Origin of the sequence: Streptomyces sp. ST2-7A, assembly GCF_021390475.1 — a bacterium.
Taxonomy (GTDB): Bacteria; Actinomycetota; Actinomycetes; order Streptomycetales; family Streptomycetaceae; genus Streptomyces.
This window is the reverse complement of the sequence record NZ_JAJUWS010000005.1, coordinates 49,014-65,396: the sequence shown is the minus strand read 5'-3', so window position 1 is coordinate 65,396 and position 16,383 is coordinate 49,014. Positions and strand designations below refer to the sequence as shown.

General features: G+C 70.1%; 12 protein-coding genes. 4 read left to right on the top strand and 8 right to left on the bottom strand.

All coding sequences use genetic code 11. The features are described 5' to 3' along the window. Positions 1-8: 8 nt before the first annotated feature. Together LZF96_RS04645 and LZF96_RS04640 are read right to left on the bottom strand one after the other, a co-directional pair. Positions 9-1,409 carry an extracellular solute-binding protein gene (locus LZF96_RS04645; protein WP_233865869.1) on the bottom strand — a complete coding sequence of 467 codons (1,401 nt, stop codon included), beginning with the start codon at positions 1,407-1,409 and terminating at the stop codon, positions 9-11. A gap of 79 nt (positions 1,410-1,488) precedes the next feature. Next, on the bottom strand, positions 1,489-2,667 hold the full coding sequence (locus tag LZF96_RS04640; RefSeq protein ID WP_233865867.1) for an epoxide hydrolase family protein: 1,179 nt from the start codon (positions 2,665-2,667) through the stop codon (positions 1,489-1,491). Between the two features lie 301 nt (positions 2,668-2,968). Here LZF96_RS04640 and LZF96_RS04635 point away from each other — a divergent pair, with 301 nt between their 5' ends. Together LZF96_RS04635 and LZF96_RS04630 are read left to right on the top strand one after the other, a co-directional pair. Continuing rightward, a complete protein-coding gene (locus LZF96_RS04635; RefSeq protein ID WP_233865865.1) occupies positions 2,969-4,501 on the top strand; it encodes a class I SAM-dependent methyltransferase in 1,533 nt (510 codons plus the stop codon). Between the two features lie 73 nt (positions 4,502-4,574). Beyond that, positions 4,575-5,942, top strand: coding sequence for an FAD-dependent oxidoreductase (locus LZF96_RS04630; RefSeq protein WP_233865857.1), 1,368 nt, complete (start codon positions 4,575-4,577; stop codon positions 5,940-5,942). A 191-nt stretch (positions 5,943-6,133) separates the two neighbouring features. Here the strand turns inward: LZF96_RS04630 and LZF96_RS04625 are convergent, their stop codons facing one another. Next, entirely contained in the window at positions 6,134-7,780 is a 1,647-nt protein-coding gene (locus tag LZF96_RS04625) for an MFS transporter (protein ID WP_233865855.1), read from the bottom strand. Positions 7,781-8,043: 263 nt separating this feature from the next. Here LZF96_RS04625 and LZF96_RS04620 point away from each other — a divergent pair, with 263 nt between their 5' ends. Next, positions 8,044-8,490 (top strand): enediyne antibiotic chromoprotein, encoded by a 447-nt coding sequence (locus tag LZF96_RS04620; protein WP_233865853.1) that lies wholly within the window; start codon positions 8,044-8,046, stop codon positions 8,488-8,490. Between the two features lie 177 nt (positions 8,491-8,667). Here LZF96_RS04620 and LZF96_RS04615 read toward each other — a convergent pair whose 3' ends face one another. The 3 genes from LZF96_RS04615 to LZF96_RS04605 form a co-directional block, all read right to left on the bottom strand. Then, positions 8,668-10,020, bottom strand: coding sequence for an NAD(P)/FAD-dependent oxidoreductase (locus LZF96_RS04615; RefSeq protein WP_233865851.1), 1,353 nt, complete (start codon positions 10,018-10,020; stop codon positions 8,668-8,670). Positions 10,021-10,037: 17 nt separating this feature from the next. Further along, positions 10,038-10,466: an SgcJ/EcaC family oxidoreductase gene (locus tag LZF96_RS04610; RefSeq protein WP_233865849.1), complete on the bottom strand. Its 429-nt coding sequence runs from the start codon at positions 10,464-10,466 to the stop codon at positions 10,038-10,040. Positions 10,467-10,584: 118 nt separating this feature from the next. Beyond that, positions 10,585-11,766, bottom strand: coding sequence for an acyl-CoA dehydrogenase family protein (locus tag LZF96_RS04605; RefSeq protein ID WP_233865845.1), 1,182 nt, complete (start codon positions 11,764-11,766; stop codon positions 10,585-10,587). Positions 11,767-11,947: 181 nt separating this feature from the next. Here LZF96_RS04605 and LZF96_RS04600 point away from each other — a divergent pair, with 181 nt between their 5' ends. Next, a complete protein-coding gene (locus tag LZF96_RS04600) occupies positions 11,948-13,519 on the top strand; it encodes a 4-hydroxyphenylacetate 3-hydroxylase family protein (protein WP_233865844.1) in 1,572 nt (523 codons plus the stop codon). A 99-nt stretch (positions 13,520-13,618) separates the two neighbouring features. Here LZF96_RS04600 and LZF96_RS04595 read toward each other — a convergent pair whose 3' ends face one another. Both LZF96_RS04595 and LZF96_RS04590 read right to left on the bottom strand, forming a co-directional pair. Continuing rightward, positions 13,619-15,280: a thiamine pyrophosphate-binding protein gene (locus LZF96_RS04595; RefSeq protein WP_233865843.1), complete on the bottom strand. Its 1,662-nt coding sequence runs from the start codon at positions 15,278-15,280 to the stop codon at positions 13,619-13,621. 10 nt (positions 15,281-15,290) lie between these two features. Then, positions 15,291-16,307 carry a trans-aconitate 2-methyltransferase gene (locus LZF96_RS04590; RefSeq protein WP_374203095.1) on the bottom strand — a complete coding sequence of 339 codons (1,017 nt, stop codon included), beginning with the start codon at positions 16,305-16,307 and terminating at the stop codon, positions 15,291-15,293. Positions 16,308-16,383 lie beyond the last annotated feature (76 nt).

The window sequence follows — 16,383 nt, the reverse complement described above, 5'->3', positions numbered from 1 at the left end:
GCGAGGGCTCAGTCGCCGGCCCCGACGGCCTCCGCCACCTGGGCTCCGGTGTACATCCCGACACCCTTGAAGTACTCCACCCGAAGGCTCTGGGGGGAGCGCACCCCGTTCTCCACGCGATCCCGTTCGTAGGCGTCCAGCAACGCCTGGGCCTCCCGGGTGGCCTCGCCGAAACGCATGGCCGGGTCGATGTCATCCGCCAGGACGTCGTTCATGGCACGGGTCATCACGTCCTGCACACCCGCGAAGTCCCCGAACATGCCACCGCGACAGGGCGGCACGCCCTCCACGTCCGGGTGGGACCCGAGTTGTTCCCCGGCCAATCGGTGGTAGGGGTGCTGCTCGAACCACCCTTCCTTTTCCAGCAGTTCGATGGCCGAGCGGGTGACCGGCACGAAGCTGTTGTCCTTGTGCCGGTCGGCGGCGTTGCGCGGATTGTTCACGAACTGGAGGAAGGCCAGAGCCCCCTCCCGGGTGACCTCGTCGAGGCCGTTCCGCAGCCACAGCGAGGTGCCGGCGATGATGTTGCCGCCGTAGGAACGACCGTCCCTGGCCGGGAAGCGACCCACCGTCATCTCGAACCCGGAGTTCTCCGCCGCCATCGCCATGTAGTTCATGTCGTTGGACGAGGTGACGCGCAGGGCCACCCTCCGGTCGGCGAACGCCTTGATGTTCTCCTCCCAACCGGGGATCTTCCCGGTGTGGAGGTAGTGCCCCCGACGGTGGAGGCGGCGCCACCACCGAACCCAGGCGAGCATCTCCTCGGACTCCAGGTTCAGGCGACCGGCACGGCCGGCGTGTCCGTTGTCCCGATCCGCGAGGAGTCCGCCCTGGACGGCGAGGGCCTGCTGGAAGAACAAACCGTGGTTGGCCCAGGTGACGGCGTGGGAGGGGCCTCCGTCCAGGCCGCGCACCGCGACACAGGCCGCCTCCAGTTCCTGCCAGGTCCGCGGCATCCCGGTCACCCCGGCCGAGCGCAGGAGGTCGCGGTTGCCGTAGGTGAGCATGGTGGTCACCACGGTCGGCATCGATCGCAGGTCCCCCTGCTCGGAGTAGTACTCCCGTACGGCGGGCAGCAGGTCGTCGATCACCACCGGCTCCCCCAGGATCTCCGAGCGACCGGCTATCTCCTGCTCCACGGAGGCGAACAACGGTTGGCCGTCGCGGGTGCGGGAGTCACGGGCGGCCCGGGTCACCGAGAAGTAGTACTCGGCGATGGCGGGCGCACAACCCTCGTCGGCCGCCGCCGCGATCTGCTGGGAGAGGGCGCGGAAGTCACGTCCCTCGATGTTCACGCGGTACTCGGGGTGGGCTTGCTCGAACGCCCTGCCGAGTTGGTGGAGTCGGTCCATGTAGCCGGGGAACGTCAGGTCGGCGACCCAGACGTCGATCACGGTGGGAGAGCTCATGTGTGTCCTTTTCTCTCGTCGAATTCCCTTGTCGAATTCCCTCGTCGAGCAGGTCTCCGATGGTGGGCCCGAGGGATGTTCAGGCGCCCCGGGCGGCGGATCCGGAATTCAGCTTCCGCGCGAAGGTCCGGATATCCGTGACCAGTTCCCCGGGGCGCTCCATGGCGGCGAAGTGGCCCCCGGACTCGAATTCCGTCCAGTGCGCGATCGTGGACAGATCGCGGTCGGCCAATCGGCGCAGGGGAACGAAGATGTCCTCGGGGAACACCGCGACACCCACGGGTGTGCGGACCGGCGGGGGCACCGCACCGGCCGCCGCCGCCTTGACCCCCTCCGCGCCCTCGAAGTAGAAGTTCGCCGACGATCCCGCCGTCGCCGTCAACCAGTACATCGACACGATGGTCAGCAGCAGGTCGCGGTCGACGACCTCCTCGGGCCGCTCCCGGGCACCGGTCCAGTCGAAGAACCGCTCCACGATCCACGCGAGCTGCCCGACCGGGGAGTCGGTCAGCGCGTACGCCAGGGTCTGCGGACGGGTCTGCTGCAACTTCATGTAGCCCGAGAGCTCGGCGTCGAAGCGGGCCAGTCGCCCCAGACGGGCCTGCTCGACCTCGTCGAGCCCCTCCAGTTCCGCGGGGTCCCCGGAGGGGAAGGTCATCAGCATGTTCACATGCGCGCCGATGACGTGTTCGGCCGCGGAGCGGCCCAGCTCCAGGGCTATGACGGCACCCGCGTCACCGCCCTGCACCAGATAGCGGTCGTACCCCAGACCGGACATCAGCTCGGCCCAGGCGCGGGCGATACGAGCGGTGTCCCATCCGGCGTCCGGCAGCGGGGTGGAGAAGCCGTAACCCGGTAGGGACGGAATCACGAGGTGGAAGGCGTCCGCCGGGTCCCCACCGTGCGCCCGCGGATCGGAGAGCGGCCCGATCACGTCCAGGAACTCCGCCACCGAACCCGGCCAACCGTGCGTCACCAGCAGGGGCGTGGCGTCCGGCTCCGGAGAGGTGATGTGGAGGAAGTGAATGGGGGCGCCGTCGATGGTGGTGATGAACTGGGGATGGCTGTTCAACCGCGCCTCCGCCGCGCGCCAGTCGAACGAGGTCCGCCAGTACTCGGCGAGTTCGCGCAGGTAGTTCAACGGAACCCCACGCGTCCACCCCGCTCCCGGCAGTTCGTCGGGCCACCTGGTCGCCTCCAGCCGTCGGTTCAGATCCTCCAGCTGGTGCTGGGGCACATCGATTCGGAACGGTCGCATGGGTCACTCCAGGGAATCGGAAGATGGGATGGGCCGCCGTACCCGACACGGCGGCGGCGTGCTGCTCCGCCGGACACACGGCTCACGACGCCACGCCGTATGGTGCGGCCGTTCTTCCCGAGGGGGCATCTCGCTGCTTGCTGGGTGTTCCGGGCCGTTCGTCCGCAGCGCAGTTCGGAAGATGCGGCTCCGTCGGGGCCGCTGGAAGCATCCCCGGGAGCCGGTTCCGGCCGCCGAGGTTCTTCCAGCGGTCTCCCGCACGGCCGGCGTCGGCGTCGCCCGGTCCTGGAAGGAAGCGCCCATGATTGCCACCCCTCCCTCTTCCGTCGCCACCCTGGTGAACCGTTACCTGGAGGGCCCTCCACGGTCGGTTCCCGACGCGTTCCGAACGCTCACCGCCTCGGTGTGGAGTCCCCGGGGGGCCGTTGAAGGAGCCACCGCGGCCGTGCCCCTCCTGATCGAAGGGCTTCGACGTGCCGAACCGGGGCGCCGGGGTCGCCTGGCGATTCTGCTCGGTCTGCTCGCCGAGTCCGAGTACCCCTCGACGGACGGACCGCTGGTCACCGCGGTCCGTTCCCACCTGGACCTGTACCTCGAGCTGGTGCGGGCGGAGCGGGGGACGACTCCGACCGGCCTGGCCCTGGGCTACCTGTTGGGGCACTTCCCGGCGGATCGGGACGCCGTCCTGAAGGCTGTCGAAGGACTCGAACTGTCGCCCGAGGACCTTTCGCGACTCCACCGCTGCCTGGCCGAACTCGATTTGGAGCGGCCCGATCTGGGCCGTGTGTGGCCGGCGCCCTCGGTCTGGTCTCTCACCGAGGAGGAGCGGGCGTTCGATCGCCGCTGGATCGGCGAGCTCGACGGGGAACGGATCGCCGCCGCGTGGGAGAACGACACCCGGACGGTGTTCGGCTGTGTGGGCGCGCGTGCCTACTGGGCCGTCTGCCACGGCCTGCCGGTGGACGCCCCCCCGGCGACGGTTCCCGACCGCTCACTGGCACGGGCGGCCGAGGCCGGGCCCGCGATCCTCGCTCCGCACGCCTCCCTGTTGCGCTGCCCCTCCTGCGGTATCGCCGCGCTGGAGCCGGATGAGGCGGTGTTGCGTTGCGGACGGTGTCGGGCCACCCGCCCGGTGGCCGGGGGGATCGCGGACCTGACCTCATCACTGGAGGAGGCCGGCGTCGGCGACTTCCTGGAGCGACTCTCCCGCGTACCGAGCATGGGTCTTTTCTACGAGACGGTCGCGCGACCGAACTTTCTGCGTGTCTCGGGTTCCAACTGGGGAGCCGTGGTGACTCCCGACGACGAGGACCGCTACCTCGCCGACCACGTGCGTCCGGTGGACGGCCCGGTGGTCGACCTGGCGGCCGGAGCCGGTCGGTGGACGGCGGTCCTCGCCGATCGGATCGGCGAGGACCGGCTGATCGCCGTGGACAGCTCGCTGCCGATGCTCTCGGTGTTGCGCGGTCGGTTGCCCGGGGTGCCGGCCCTGCTCGCGGCCGCGGACGATCTCCCCTTCGAGGACGGCTCGGTGGGTGCCGTGGTGTGCTGGAACGCGCTCCAGGCGTTCTACGACGATGCCGAGGCGGCCATCGCGGAGGTCGGCCGGATCCTGCGCCCCGGCGGGAGCTTCACCCTGCTGACCTTCCGTCGCTCCCCCGATCCGGTGTACGGGTACTTCCAGTTCGCCCACCGCTTCCCCCAGCACGAGAACGGGCTGCGGCTGTTCGACCCCGCCGACCTTCGGCGTTGGCTGGCCGCCGCCGGGCTGCGGCTGTGCCACGAAGCCGGTCCCGGCACCTTCGTCTTCATGTCCGCGGTGCGCGAGTCCTGAGACGCGCCCCTCCCCCTCCCTCCGATTTCCCACCACCTCCGGCGTGTTCGAACGCCGGGAGAGGAGTTCCACGATGCCTGAGGCCTCCGCCCCCCACGGAGCGCTCGCCGAACCCGGCGAGCCCGGCTACGCGGACGCCACAGCGGTGTTCAACCTGGCCGTGAAGGTGCGACCGCGGGCGGCCGTCGTCGCCCGCACGGTCGATGAAATCCGGTCGGCGCTCGAGACCGCTCGTTCCCGGGGACTACGGGTGCGCACCCTCGGCACCGGGCACGCCGCCGGGTCCGTCCGCCCCCTCGACGACGGGCTGTTGGTGCGGCCGCGGCTGAAGGGGACCGTGGAGGTTGACGCCGCCCGGCGGGTCGCACGTGTCCCGGCCGGCACGACCTGGGGAGAGGTGGTCCAGGCCACCGCTCCGTACGGACTGACCGCCGCACACGGTTCCTCGGGGAGCGTCGGGGTCGTCGGTTACCTGTTGGGCGGCGGGGTGAGCTTCTACGGTCGTCTCGTGGGGCTGGCCTCCAACACCCTGCGAGCGGCGGAGCTGGTGACCGCCGACGGGGAACTGCTGCGCGCCGACACCGAACTGCTGTGGGCGTTGCGCGGTGGTGGCGGCGGATTCGGTGTGGTGACCGCTGTGGAGCTCGATCTGCTCCCGGTCCACCGCGTGCTGACCGGCGGCAGCTACTGGCCGATCGACGACGCCTTCGAGCTGTTGGAGACCTGGCTGGAGTGGACACGACACGCACCGCGCCGGGCAACCACCTCCTGGCGTGTGATGAACCTTCCCGACCTTCCCGGTGTTCCCCCCGTGCTGGCCGGTCGGATGGTGGTGACCCTCGACGGCGCCGTGACGGCCGCGACGCCGCGGGACCTCGAGGCGGCCCGCGGTGACCTCGATGATCTGCTCGGCCCCCTGTACGCCCTGGGCACCCCCCTGATGGACACCTGGCAGGAGACGGGCCCCGCGGGTGTACTGGAGGCCCACATGGACCCGCCGTTCCCGGTGCCGTTCATCGGTGACCATCTGGTGCTGCGGGACCCGGGCCCCGAGGGATGCCGCAGTTTCCTCGATGCGGTGGGCGAGGGATCGGGGTCACCGCTGGCCGTCGCGACGCTGCGGCAACTCGGTGGCGCGTTCGCCGAGCCGGGGCAGGTGTCCGCCGCGTTGGCCTCGGTCGACGGCCACCTGGCCTACATGGGGTCCGGACCGCCGGTCGGTCCGGTGACGGCCGAGGACCTCATCGGGCATCGCTCGGTGGTGCGCCGGGCGCTGGGGGCGTGGGACACGGGACGGACCATCCCCTCTCTGGTGGAGGCATACGGAAGCCCTCAGCGTCATCTGGACGAACGGACGGCCCTGGCCGTGGCGGGGATCCGTGGGCGACTCGATCCGGAAGGGCTGTTCGGTCACGATGTCGGGGCCGGGGCGTTGGCCTGATCGCCCGGGACACGACTTTCCATCTCCGTGAAGGGGCCGGGGAGGGTACGCACCGTACGCGTGGCCTCCCCGGCCTCTTCGTCCGTCCGGTGGCCGGTACCCGAAGGGGGCTGCCGAACCGGTGTGTCCGTCGAAACGACCGGGCGCCCCTCGGCTACTCACCGAAGGGCGCCCCGACCACGTGGTCCCGGTTATCCGGCCCCACGGGTCGCCACGCTGTCGCCCCCCGCGCCCGTGTCGGCCGCCGGCGGAGTCGGTGTGTCCCCCACCTCCCGCTCCCCGGGGTCATCCGGCGAGGCGTCCTTCTCCACGGCCGATTGCCCCAGCGGGGGAACGTGACGCATCAGGGCGACGAAGAAGGCTCCGGCCAGTGCGATCATCACCGCGCTGACCAGGGCGACGACATGGAGGCCCCCCGTGAACGCCTCACGCGCCGGCCCCATCAACGCCTCGCCCGCCTGCGCGGACAGACCATCCGCGACCGCGGCGGCGCCGACGACGGAGTCGACGGCAACGCCGGCCTCGGCCTCGCCGAGACCGGCGGGCAGGGTGTCCTCGACACGGTTGCGGTAGACGGCCAGTCCCATGGTGCCCAGCGTCGCGACCCCGAGAGCCGCACCGAACTCATTGCTCATCTGCGACAGGGCACCGGCCGATCCGGCCTTCTCCGGTGGCACCGTCCCGACGACCATGTCGGTTCCCAGTGCGACAATCGGCGCGCCGCAGAACGAGAAGATCGCGAACCCGACGATCAGGACCCCCGTCCCCGAGTCGGGGTCGAGCCGACTGAACGTCAGCAGCACCGCCACCACTCCGATGATGCCCGCGCCGATCACATAGGCCGGCCGGACATGACGCGCGATGATGGGACAGATCCCGAACGCCACGGTGGCAGCCGCCATTCCCGGCAACAGCCCCAGTCCCGCCCGGAGCGGTGGCATGCCCTGGGCGGCCTGGAAGTACTGCGTCATGAAGAGCATGACGGTCCCACCGATGAGGCTGTACGCGAGCAGCCCCAACAGCGCCGCGGAGAAACGACCGTGGGTGAACAACCGGACGTCCAGCAGCGGGTCGGCGAGGGTGCGCTGCCGTTGGACGAACACGATGCCTGCCACGATGCCGAGCGCGAAAGCGGTGCCGGCACCGAGGGACCAGCCATCACGCGCGAACTCCTTGATCCCGTAGACGAGAGGAAGCGTGGTGACCAGGCTCAACAGCACACTGACGAGGTCGAGCCGTCCGGCCCGGGAGTCCTTGAACTCGGGGAGCACACGCGGCGCGAAGATCAGCGTGATCACCATCACCGGGACGCCTATCAGGAAGAGCGAACCCCACCAGAAGAACTCGAGCATGACCCCACCGAGCAGCGGGCCGATAATCGCGCCGAGCGTGAAGCAGCCGGCCCAGAGACTGATCGCCATGGCACGCTGCTTGGCATCCCGGAACATCGTCGTGATCAGTGCCAACGTGGACGGGGTCAGGGAGGCTCCGGCGATCCCCAGCAGTACCCGGGCGAGGATCAGCATCCCCGGGCTCGTGGAGAAGGCGGCCAGCAACGAGGCGGCACCGAAGGCGGCGGACCCGATCATCAGCAGCTTGCGTCGGCCGATGCGGTCGCCGAGCGTTCCCATGGAGACCAGGAATCCCGCGACCATGAAGCCGTAGATGTCCATGATCCACAGCTGTTGGGTGGAGTCGGCCCCCAGATCCGCGCTCAGGTGGGGAAGGGCGAGCAGGAGGACGAAGATGTCGAGCGCCACCAGAAGGGTCGGCAGGGCGAGGATGGCCAGGCCGATCCATTCCTTCCGACCGGCTCGGGGAACTGCCTCTACAGTCATCTCTTGACACTTCCTATCGTCATAGAGGTGAACGGGCGTCGGGGAAGCGGAGATCAACGCCCTCGCGGTCACGCACCGGCCGGTGTCAGACACGATCTCCCCGGCGGCCGGAAGGCGCATCTCGTCACGTGCGGTCCTCAGCGAACACCACATCAGTCTCGTGAAGCAACGTGGAAGATGCCCAGGTCGTCGTGAGGTGTCTACCGTTTCTTCCACGAGGCCGATTCGGCCCGTCCCCCCTGTACCCGGGAGTCGTTTTCATGATGAAAGGGAACACGATGAAGTTCGCCGCACGAGCCGGTGGTGCCGCCGCCCTCGCCCTCGGGCTCGCCCTGGCCGTCCAGCCCGCCGCTCCGGCGGCCGAGAACTCCGCCCCCTCCGTGACCGTCACCCCCACCAGCGGTCTGTCCGATGGCGACACGGTCACCCTCTCCGCCACCGGGCTCACCCCGGGCGACCTCTACCACGTCGGCCAGTGCGCCTTCGTGGAGGAGTGGGTCTACGGCTGCAACGCCGCGACCTCGGTGGACGCCGTCGCCAACGCGGCCGGCGAGGTCAAGGTCACCCTCCGGGTGAACAAGAGCTTCGAAGCCGTGGTCGGGGCCGAGACCGTGCCCTGGGGAACGGTCGACTGCACCGTGACGCAGTGCATGGCCGGTCTCGGCAACGCCGCGGGTGAGGGCGGCGGCGTGCCGGTCTCCTTCCGCTGATCTCCGCAAGGGTGCCTCCGTGCCCCGGGTTCCGGCGTGGCGCCGCGCCGGAACCCGGGGCACCGCGCTGTCCGCTCGGGCCCTCGCCGGTGGAGCACCGGGCCGCGGGAGACCGGGTGCCGACGCGTTCGGCCCGCCCGCCCCGGAGGGCGGGCGGGCCGAACACCGGCGAAGAACTCAGGCCACGGCCGCTCCGACCCGGCGCACGCCCTCCTCCACGCGCCGCATCACCTCCGGGTCCATCAGCGCGGTGGGCGGATCGACCAGACCGGCGACCCGCATGAAGGTGGCGGTGAGAGTGCCGTCCACCGTCGCCGCGGTGTGGAGGTCGGCCATGTATCGACCGCTCCGCTCCCATTCGGCGGTCCGTTCCCCCTCCACCTCGGGGTAGCCGAGGTCGGAGCCGGCCGACATCTGCCACGGAACCTCGATGACCCCCGTCAGGTCCCGGAAGTAGGCCCGGGGATCGACCGGTCCACCCGCCACGTGCTCCCGCAACACCAACGACTCCAGGGCGGACACCGTCATGCCCTGTCCGTACACGGGGTTGAAACTGCACACGGCGTCACCCATCACCACCAGCCCCTTCGGGAAGCGGGTGAGCTCGTCGTAGCGGCGGCGCACGCTGGTCGGGAACCGGAAAGTCGTCCCGTCACAGACCGGCTCGGCGTCCTTGATCACGTCGTGGATGTCCGGCACCGCGAGGGTTCGCGTCCAGGCGAGGAATCCCTCGAGCTCGGTGGGCGCGCTCTCACCGAGCACACCGGTGAGTGAGACGACGATCAGTCCGTCCTCGATCCGGGAGAGGAACGCCCCGCGGCGGTGGCTGGGCGAGGAGACGGGATTGATCGACATGTCGCCCCGAAGGACCGACTCGTCCGGTAGCCGGAACAACCGCGTGGTGTAGGTCAGATCGACACCGATGCGCTCCTCCCGGGGGCGCTGGTACCCCATCTCCTCCAGCCATGCCGGGGTACGGGACCCGCGACCGGTGGTGTCCACCACCAGCTCGGCCCCGACGGACCGCTCGCCCCCCGCGGCACCGTGGACCCGGACACCGGTCACGGTATGACCGTCCTCGCCGACCGTGAGCCCCACGATGTCGTGCCCTTCCAGGAAGGACACGTTCTCCAGCGCGGCCACCCGGGCCCGTACCCGGCTCTCCAGCAACGGGCGGGTCGCCGACACACAGGTCAGACCGGTGGGAGCCGGACTCAACCGCCGTCCGTTGAAGAACCACCGGAGCTCGCCGAGGTCCGCGGTGGGGATACCCGCGGCGACGGCCTCCTCGGTGAAGCCGGGGAAGTGCTCCTCCAGAATCTGCTGACCTCGCGCCAGCAGTCCGTGCACGTGCCGCCCCTGCGGCACCCCCTTGCGCGCCGTGGTCGAATCACCGATCACATCGCGATCGACGACCACCACCCGACGGTGGGTGTCGGCGAGCACGCGTGCGGCGAGCAGGCCGGCCATACCACCGCCCAGGACCACCGCGGAACGAACGCCTTCTTCCGACATGTCGAATCCCTCCATGCTGTGCTCCGTCCCGCTCACGCCGTGTGCCGCGGGCTGTTCTGGTAGGAGGCGAGACGCCATTCCCCGCCTTCCTTGACGACCACCCAGCAGGCATGCACCGCGCGCTCCCTGGAGGGTTCCTCCTCCCCCGGCGCGAGCACACCGCCCCTGGTGATGAACAGGCCCGACACCGGAGTGAAGAACCGCACGTCGATCGGGGTGCCGGTGACCCGGGTGCCCTTGTAGGGACCCGCGAACGCCTCGGTCAGGAAGGTTTTGATGGCCTCACGGCCCTTGAGATGAACCCCGGGGAGAATCATCGTCCCGGTCTCGGCGAAGATCTCGGAGAAGGTCTCCGCGTCGTGATCGGCCCACGCGGCCATCACCCGCCGGGGCAATTCGGTGACCGCCGCTCGATCCTCGTCGGGGATCCGGACATCGTCATGGGTGTTCCGCTCGCTCATGGCTGCTCCTCGCTGATGGGATGTGGATTCCCGGGTCCCCACGGGCCGTGCCCGGGGGGAAACTCACCGATTCGGGGACCGCCGCGCCGAAGGGGAACGGGCGGCGGACCGGAAGCCGTCAGAGGTACTGGGTGTTGGGTTCCAGACCGCACAGCACCCTGCCGTACAACTCCGTGTTCACGTCCGGGTTCATCAGGGCGTGCAGGGCGACGGCGTTGATGTCGGCGAGGATCCGCTGAATCGGCACCCGGCGGTACACGGAGGAACCACCGGACGCTCCCGCGAGGATGTCCACGGCCTCCCCCGCCCGACGGACCGCCGCTCCCAGATCCGCCCTGGCCCGGGATCGCTCCGCTGCGGACCACTCCTCGCCGGCCCCGCTCTTGGCGTCCACCTGATCGGCCAGGCGGTGCGCGTGGAAGACCGCCTCGTCCGCGAGGAGGTGGGCCTCGGCCACCTTCAGGTGCGTCTGGGCCGCTTCCGCCTGGGTCCCGTAGGAGGTATAGGTCAGGCCTCGCTCGGGCAGCCGCTCCATGAAGAGGTCCCGCGCGGCCATCGCGAGTCCGACCGCGGTTCCCACCGATGAGGCGGACGCCACCGGCAACAACGGCGCGCGATAGACGGCGGACTCCTTGTTCGCCACGGAGGCGTACTGCCCGGCCAGTACGGCGGGAAGCGGCAGGATCCGCTCCCGGGGGACGAAGACGTTCTCCGCCACGGTGGTGACGCTCCCGGTGCCCCGCAACCCGTGGGAGTCCCAGTCGTCGACGATCTTCAGCTCGTTCATGGGGACGAGCGCCATCACCGGCATCGGCGGCTTGTCCCCATCGATGAGAACGGCGAGGATCTGCTGCCAGTGGGCATGGGGGGCGCCGCTGACGAAACCCCAACCACCGTTGACGGTGATGCCGCCGGATGCGGGGACGGCCTGCGCGGACGGGCTGAGCGTGCCGCACAGACGTACGTCCGGGGTGGAGAACACCTCGTCCTGGACCTCATCGGGGAACATGCAGGCCATGTACGTGGGGATCCACGTCACCGAAGCCGACCAGGCGGCCGAACCGTCCCCCCGCGCGAGCTCGGTGGCGAACTCGACGAGCGTGCGGGTGTCCACCTCGTGGCCACCGTAACGCCGGGGAACACGAAGTCGGTAGGCGCCCGCCTCGGTCAGGGCCTCTACCGTGTCATCCGACAGACGTCCGTCCCGCTGGGCCCGGTCCGCGCCGCTGCGCAGCAGCGGCACCAAATCGGTCGCGCGCCGGACCAGCTGCGCGCGCGTGGGAATATCGACGGTGGTCATCGTGGAACCTCCTGCGGAACGACGGATGCGGACCTTCGACGACCGAGCTCACACCCTGCCCCCGGAGCGGCGCACCTTCCGGATTGCGCTGCACGGCGCCCGGTCGAACGTCCCGGGCGGAGTGGCGAGGCCGCGCACACTGGAAGAAGCGCCACCGGACCCGAACTGTCACGATGCCGACATGAGCGAGCAGGGTGGCGCCTCCGCCGAACCCCCCAACCCACCACGAACACGTCCACTGACCGGCGACGAGTACCTGGAAAGTCTCCGCGACGGTCGGGAGGTGTTCCTCTACGGGGACCGGGCGGGTGATGTGACGCGGCATCCCGCGTTCGCCAACCCCGCTCGCATGACGGCCCGGCTGTACGACGCGCTCCACTCCCCCGAGCACCGGGACGTGCTCACCACCGAGGTGGACGGCGGGGGGGCGGGGTACACGCACCGGTTCTTCACGACACCGCGCAGCGCGGATGACCTGGTGGCCCACCAGCGTGCCATCGCCGCCTGGTCACGTATGAGCTACGGCTGGATGGGACGGAGTCCCGACTACAAGGCCGCCTTCCTCGGCACGCTGGGGGCCAACGCCGACTTCTACGAGCCGTTCGCGGACAACGCCCGTCGCTGGTACCGCCGTTCCCAGGAACAAGTTCTGTACTGGAACCACGCGATCGTGCATCCGCCGGTGGACCGGCATCTGCCCCCGGACCAGGTCTCGGACGTGTTCGTGCACGTGGAGCGGGAGACCGACGCGGGGTTGGTGGTCAGCGGTGCCAAGGTCGTCGCGACCGCCTCGGCCATGACCCACCACAACTTCATCGCCCACTACGGTCTTCCCGTCAAGGAACGTGAGTTCGCGCTGGTCGCCGCCATCCCCACGGCGGCGAAGGGAGTCAAGCTCATCTGCCGCCCCTCCTACACCGCGACGGCGGCGGCGGCGGGAACCCCCTTCGACTACCCGCTCTCCTCACGACTCGACGAGAACGACACGATGCTCGTCCTGGACCGGGTTCTCATCCCGTGGGAGGACGTCTTCATCTACGGCGACATCGCCAAGGTGCACATGTTCGCCGGGCACTCGGGCTTCGTGGAGCGCTTCACCTTCCACGGCTGCACCCGGCTGGCAGTGAAACTGGAGTTCATCGCCGGACTGCTCGCCAAGGCCCTGGAGATCACGGGTGTCCAGGACTTCCGCGGCGTACAGAGCCGACTCGGTGAGGTCCTCGCCTGGCGGAACCTGTTCTGGTCCCTCTCGGACGCGGCCGCCCGCAACCCGACACCCTGGCACCACGGTGCCGTCCTGCCCAACCTCCAGTACGGAATGGCGTACCGCTGGTTCATGCAGATCGGCTATCCCCGGGTGCGGGAGATCATCCAACAGGACGTCGCCAGCGGGCTCGTCTACCTCAACTCCAGTACCCGCGATTTCACCAACCCCGAGATCCGGCCCTATCTCGACACCTATCTGCGCGGTTCCGCGGGGACCGACGCCGTGGAACGGGCCAAGGTCCTCAAGCTCCTGTGGGACACCGTCGGCACCGAATTCGGCGGACGCCACGAGCTCTACGAGCGCAACTACGGCGGCAACCACGAGGCGACACGGACCGAGATCCTCGCTTCGCAGACCGCCCTCGGCATGGTGGACTCCTACAAGGAGTTCGCGGAGACGTGCATGGCCGAGTACGACCTCGACGGCTGGACGGTGCCGGACCTGATCGATTTCGGTGGCCCGCATCCCTTCCCCCGTCCCATGTGAGGCGGAACCCCGGAGGCGGATCCGCACGGAGACGGACCCCCGAGGCCGGGCCGGAACAGCGAGGGGCCCCGACATCGATGTCGGGGCCCCTTCGGATGATCAGCCCGCGGGTCCCCGGATCAGCTCCTCCAGGAACGGCGCGACGACTCCACCGGTGAGCTTGCAGTCCAGAACCAGCACACCCGGCCGCCCATGCCCGGTCCACCGTTCGACGATCGCCAGATCCTCCGGGGCCCGCACGGTCACCGCCTCCGCCCCCAGGGCCCGCGCGATGCCCGCGAAGTCCGTATCGGAAAACCGCACCGTGGCCGGGTCCGCGCCGCGTGGCAGGTACATGTGCTCCTCGAAGCCGTAGGAGGCGTCGTCGTAGATCACGACCAGCGCGGAAACGCCGGTCCGCACCAGGGTCTCGAGTTCGGGCAGCCCCATCAGGCCGCCGCCGTCCCCGGTGGCGAGGACCACCACCCGATCCGGCCGGCCCACCGCGGCTCCCACCGCACCGGCGAAACCGAGCCCTATGCACTGGAAGGCGGCCCCGGTGAAGACCAGACCGTGCGGGTCCGGAACCGACCAGTACTGCGCCGGCCACGCGATGAAGTGGCCCCCGTCCCAGACCACGGTCCGCTCACGCGGCAGAAGGGCGACCAACGCCCGGGTCAGCGAGCGGGGATCGATCCGCCGGGGCTCGGAGCGGTCTTGGAACGGCTCCGCGTGCCAACCCCGCGCCAGCGCGCGGAGCCGATCGGGTCCGATCCGGCTCCGCCAGTGATCGGCCGGCTCCCCGGGCGTTGCCGGGCCGAGCGCGGCCAGCAACGCCCGCGCCGTGGCCGCCGCGTCGGCGCGGAGCACGGTGTCCGCCCGGCTCGACGCGGTGTCCGCCAGCGTGACCTGCACCACGGTGGCCCGCGGATCGATGAGTCTTCCGCCGTGCAGGGTGAAAGGGTCCAGCGAAGCGCCGAACGCGACCACCACGTCGGCCTCGGCGATCAGTCGCGCGGTGGCCGGAGCCGAGAAACCGCCGCAGACACCCACCGACCAGGGACTGCCGGCGAACATGCCCGAGCCCATCACCGTCGTGGCCAGGAAGGCCCCGACCCGTGTCCCGAGCTCCTCCAACACTTCCCGGGCGCCCGCTCGCCACGCGCCCAGGCCGGCCACCACCAGGGGCCGCCGGGCCGTGGCCAGCGCCGCGGCGATCCGCATCACCCGATCGGCGTCCGGTGTCACGGGCGGAGCGGCACCGAGCGGTTCCGAACCGGCTTCGGGTGACACCCCCACCTCCGCTCCCGAGACATCGGTGGGCAACAACAGCGCGACGGGACGCCGCTCCGCCCGGGCCCGGACGACCGCGGCCCGGGTCCGGGCCTCCGCGCCGTCCGGCGAGAGGACCTCCACCTCCACTCCCAGGGAAGTGAGGAGCGCGACCTGGTCCACGTCGTGTGCCCCGGGTCCACCGGTGGCCGGAGCGCCGGACACCAACACCAAGCCGGATCGGTGCTTGACCGCCTCGGCCAGGGGAGTGAGCGCGTTGGTCAGTCCCGCCCCGTGGGTGGTGGTGCACACGGCGACCCCCCCACCGACCCGGTGGTAGGCGTCGGCCATCACCACCGCACCGCTCTCGTGTCGGGCGGCGGTGTAGTGCAGGCCGGCGGACGTCATCGCCGCGACGGCGAGGACGTTGCCGCCTCCGACCAGACCGAACACGTGCCGCACCCCGGCTCCTACCAGGGCACCGGCGACAGCTTCGACAACCGTGGTCATCCCCGTCCCCTCATCCGAGAACGAGGATGACTTCGCCCACGGTCATCTCGATGCGGTGCATCCCCACCAACTCCCACCCGGATTCCGGGATGACCGACTCCCACTCCGCGATCGACGGCAGATAGGTCCCCATCAGGTCGTGGCCGAGCTCGAACCCCAGGGTGAACACCGGCAGCTCGTCGTCGGCGAAGGTCGTCCGGGTCGCGTCACCGATGAGCAACCGACGCGCGCCGGGAAACGCCTCCCGCAGACCCCGCAGGGTGGCGATCGCCCCCTCCCGGCCGCGGTCCTGCCAGAAGTCGTGGCCCATCATGAAGCAGGTGAGCAGATCGACCGAGTCGTATTCCGGAGCCGGCGACAGCCGGAGGACGTCCCCGTGGACGAACCCCGCCCGGTGGCCGAGTTCCGCCGCCTCCAGCTCCGCACGGGCGACCTCCAGCGCGGGGTCGGCGACATCGATGCCGATGCCGGTGGCCGAGGGATACAGCTCGAGGATCTGTCGCAGTCGCGCCCCGCTGCCGCACCCCAGGTCGGCGACACGTCGAGGCGTGAAGTCGATTTCCCGCAGAGCCTTGCGGAAGGTCGGCGCGTAGGTGACCTCGTCTATCTCCCGACACGCGTACGCGATGGCGGCCGGGTCCCGTCGGTAGAAATCACCGGTGCGGTTGGCCCGCGGCAGCACGGAGGGGATCTCCCGGAAAAGCTCCGCGCTGCCCCGGGTGAGCCAGTGGAAGAACGACTTGGTGCGATACGCCTCTTCGAACCGTTCCCGGGGCGTCACCACCGTCCCCTCACGTCGAACGATCCCTGCCACCGCCAACGCCCGGAACAGGCCGACGGTGGACGACTCATCCAGGTTCTCGCGTATGGCGAACGCCCTCACATCGAGACGTCGCTCCCGATGGAGTTCCTCCAACGCTCCGATTTCCCAGGCTGCGGCGAGTGCCCACGCGGCCACCGCCGAGTTGTAGAGGGTCGCCAACGCGCGCTCGGAACCGCGCACACCTTCAACACCCACGATCCACATCCCATCCAGGTGGCCCGTCGGACCCGAGGCCCGCTCGCGCCCATGCTCCGGGCTCCGTCCGCGGACGGGCATCTCC

Bases quoted from the DNA above. Each gene is read 5' to 3' on its own strand.
- LZF96_RS04610 (WP_233865849.1), bottom strand. From the start codon at position 10,466: ATGAGCGAGCGGAACACCCATGACGATGTCCGGATCCCCGACGAGGAT.
- LZF96_RS04635 (WP_233865865.1), top strand. From the start codon at position 2,969: ATGATTGCCACCCCTCCCTCTTCCGTCGCCACCCTGGTGAACCGTTAC.
- LZF96_RS04605 (WP_233865845.1), bottom strand. From the start codon at position 11,766: ATGACCACCGTCGATATTCCCACGCGCGCGCAGCTGGTCCGGCGCGCG.
- LZF96_RS04625 (WP_233865855.1), bottom strand. From the start codon at position 7,780: ATGACTGTAGAGGCAGTTCCCCGAGCCGGTCGGAAGGAATGGATCGGC.
- LZF96_RS04640 (WP_233865867.1), bottom strand. From the start codon at position 2,667: ATGCGACCGTTCCGAATCGATGTGCCCCAGCACCAGCTGGAGGATCTG.
- LZF96_RS04615 (WP_233865851.1), bottom strand. From the start codon at position 10,020: ATGGAGGGATTCGACATGTCGGAAGAAGGCGTTCGTTCCGCGGTGGTC.
- LZF96_RS04600 (WP_233865844.1), top strand. From the start codon at position 11,948: ATGAGCGAGCAGGGTGGCGCCTCCGCCGAACCCCCCAACCCACCACGA.
- LZF96_RS04620 (WP_233865853.1), top strand. From the start codon at position 8,044: ATGAAAGGGAACACGATGAAGTTCGCCGCACGAGCCGGTGGTGCCGCC.
- LZF96_RS04630 (WP_233865857.1), top strand. From the start codon at position 4,575: ATGCCTGAGGCCTCCGCCCCCCACGGAGCGCTCGCCGAACCCGGCGAG.
- LZF96_RS04590 (WP_374203095.1), bottom strand. From the start codon at position 16,307: ATGTGGATCGTGGGTGTTGAAGGTGTGCGCGGTTCCGAGCGCGCGTTG.
- LZF96_RS04645 (WP_233865869.1), bottom strand. From the start codon at position 1,409: ATGAGCTCTCCCACCGTGATCGACGTCTGGGTCGCCGACCTGACGTTC.
- LZF96_RS04595 (WP_233865843.1), bottom strand. From the start codon at position 15,280: ATGACCACGGTTGTCGAAGCTGTCGCCGGTGCCCTGGTAGGAGCCGGG.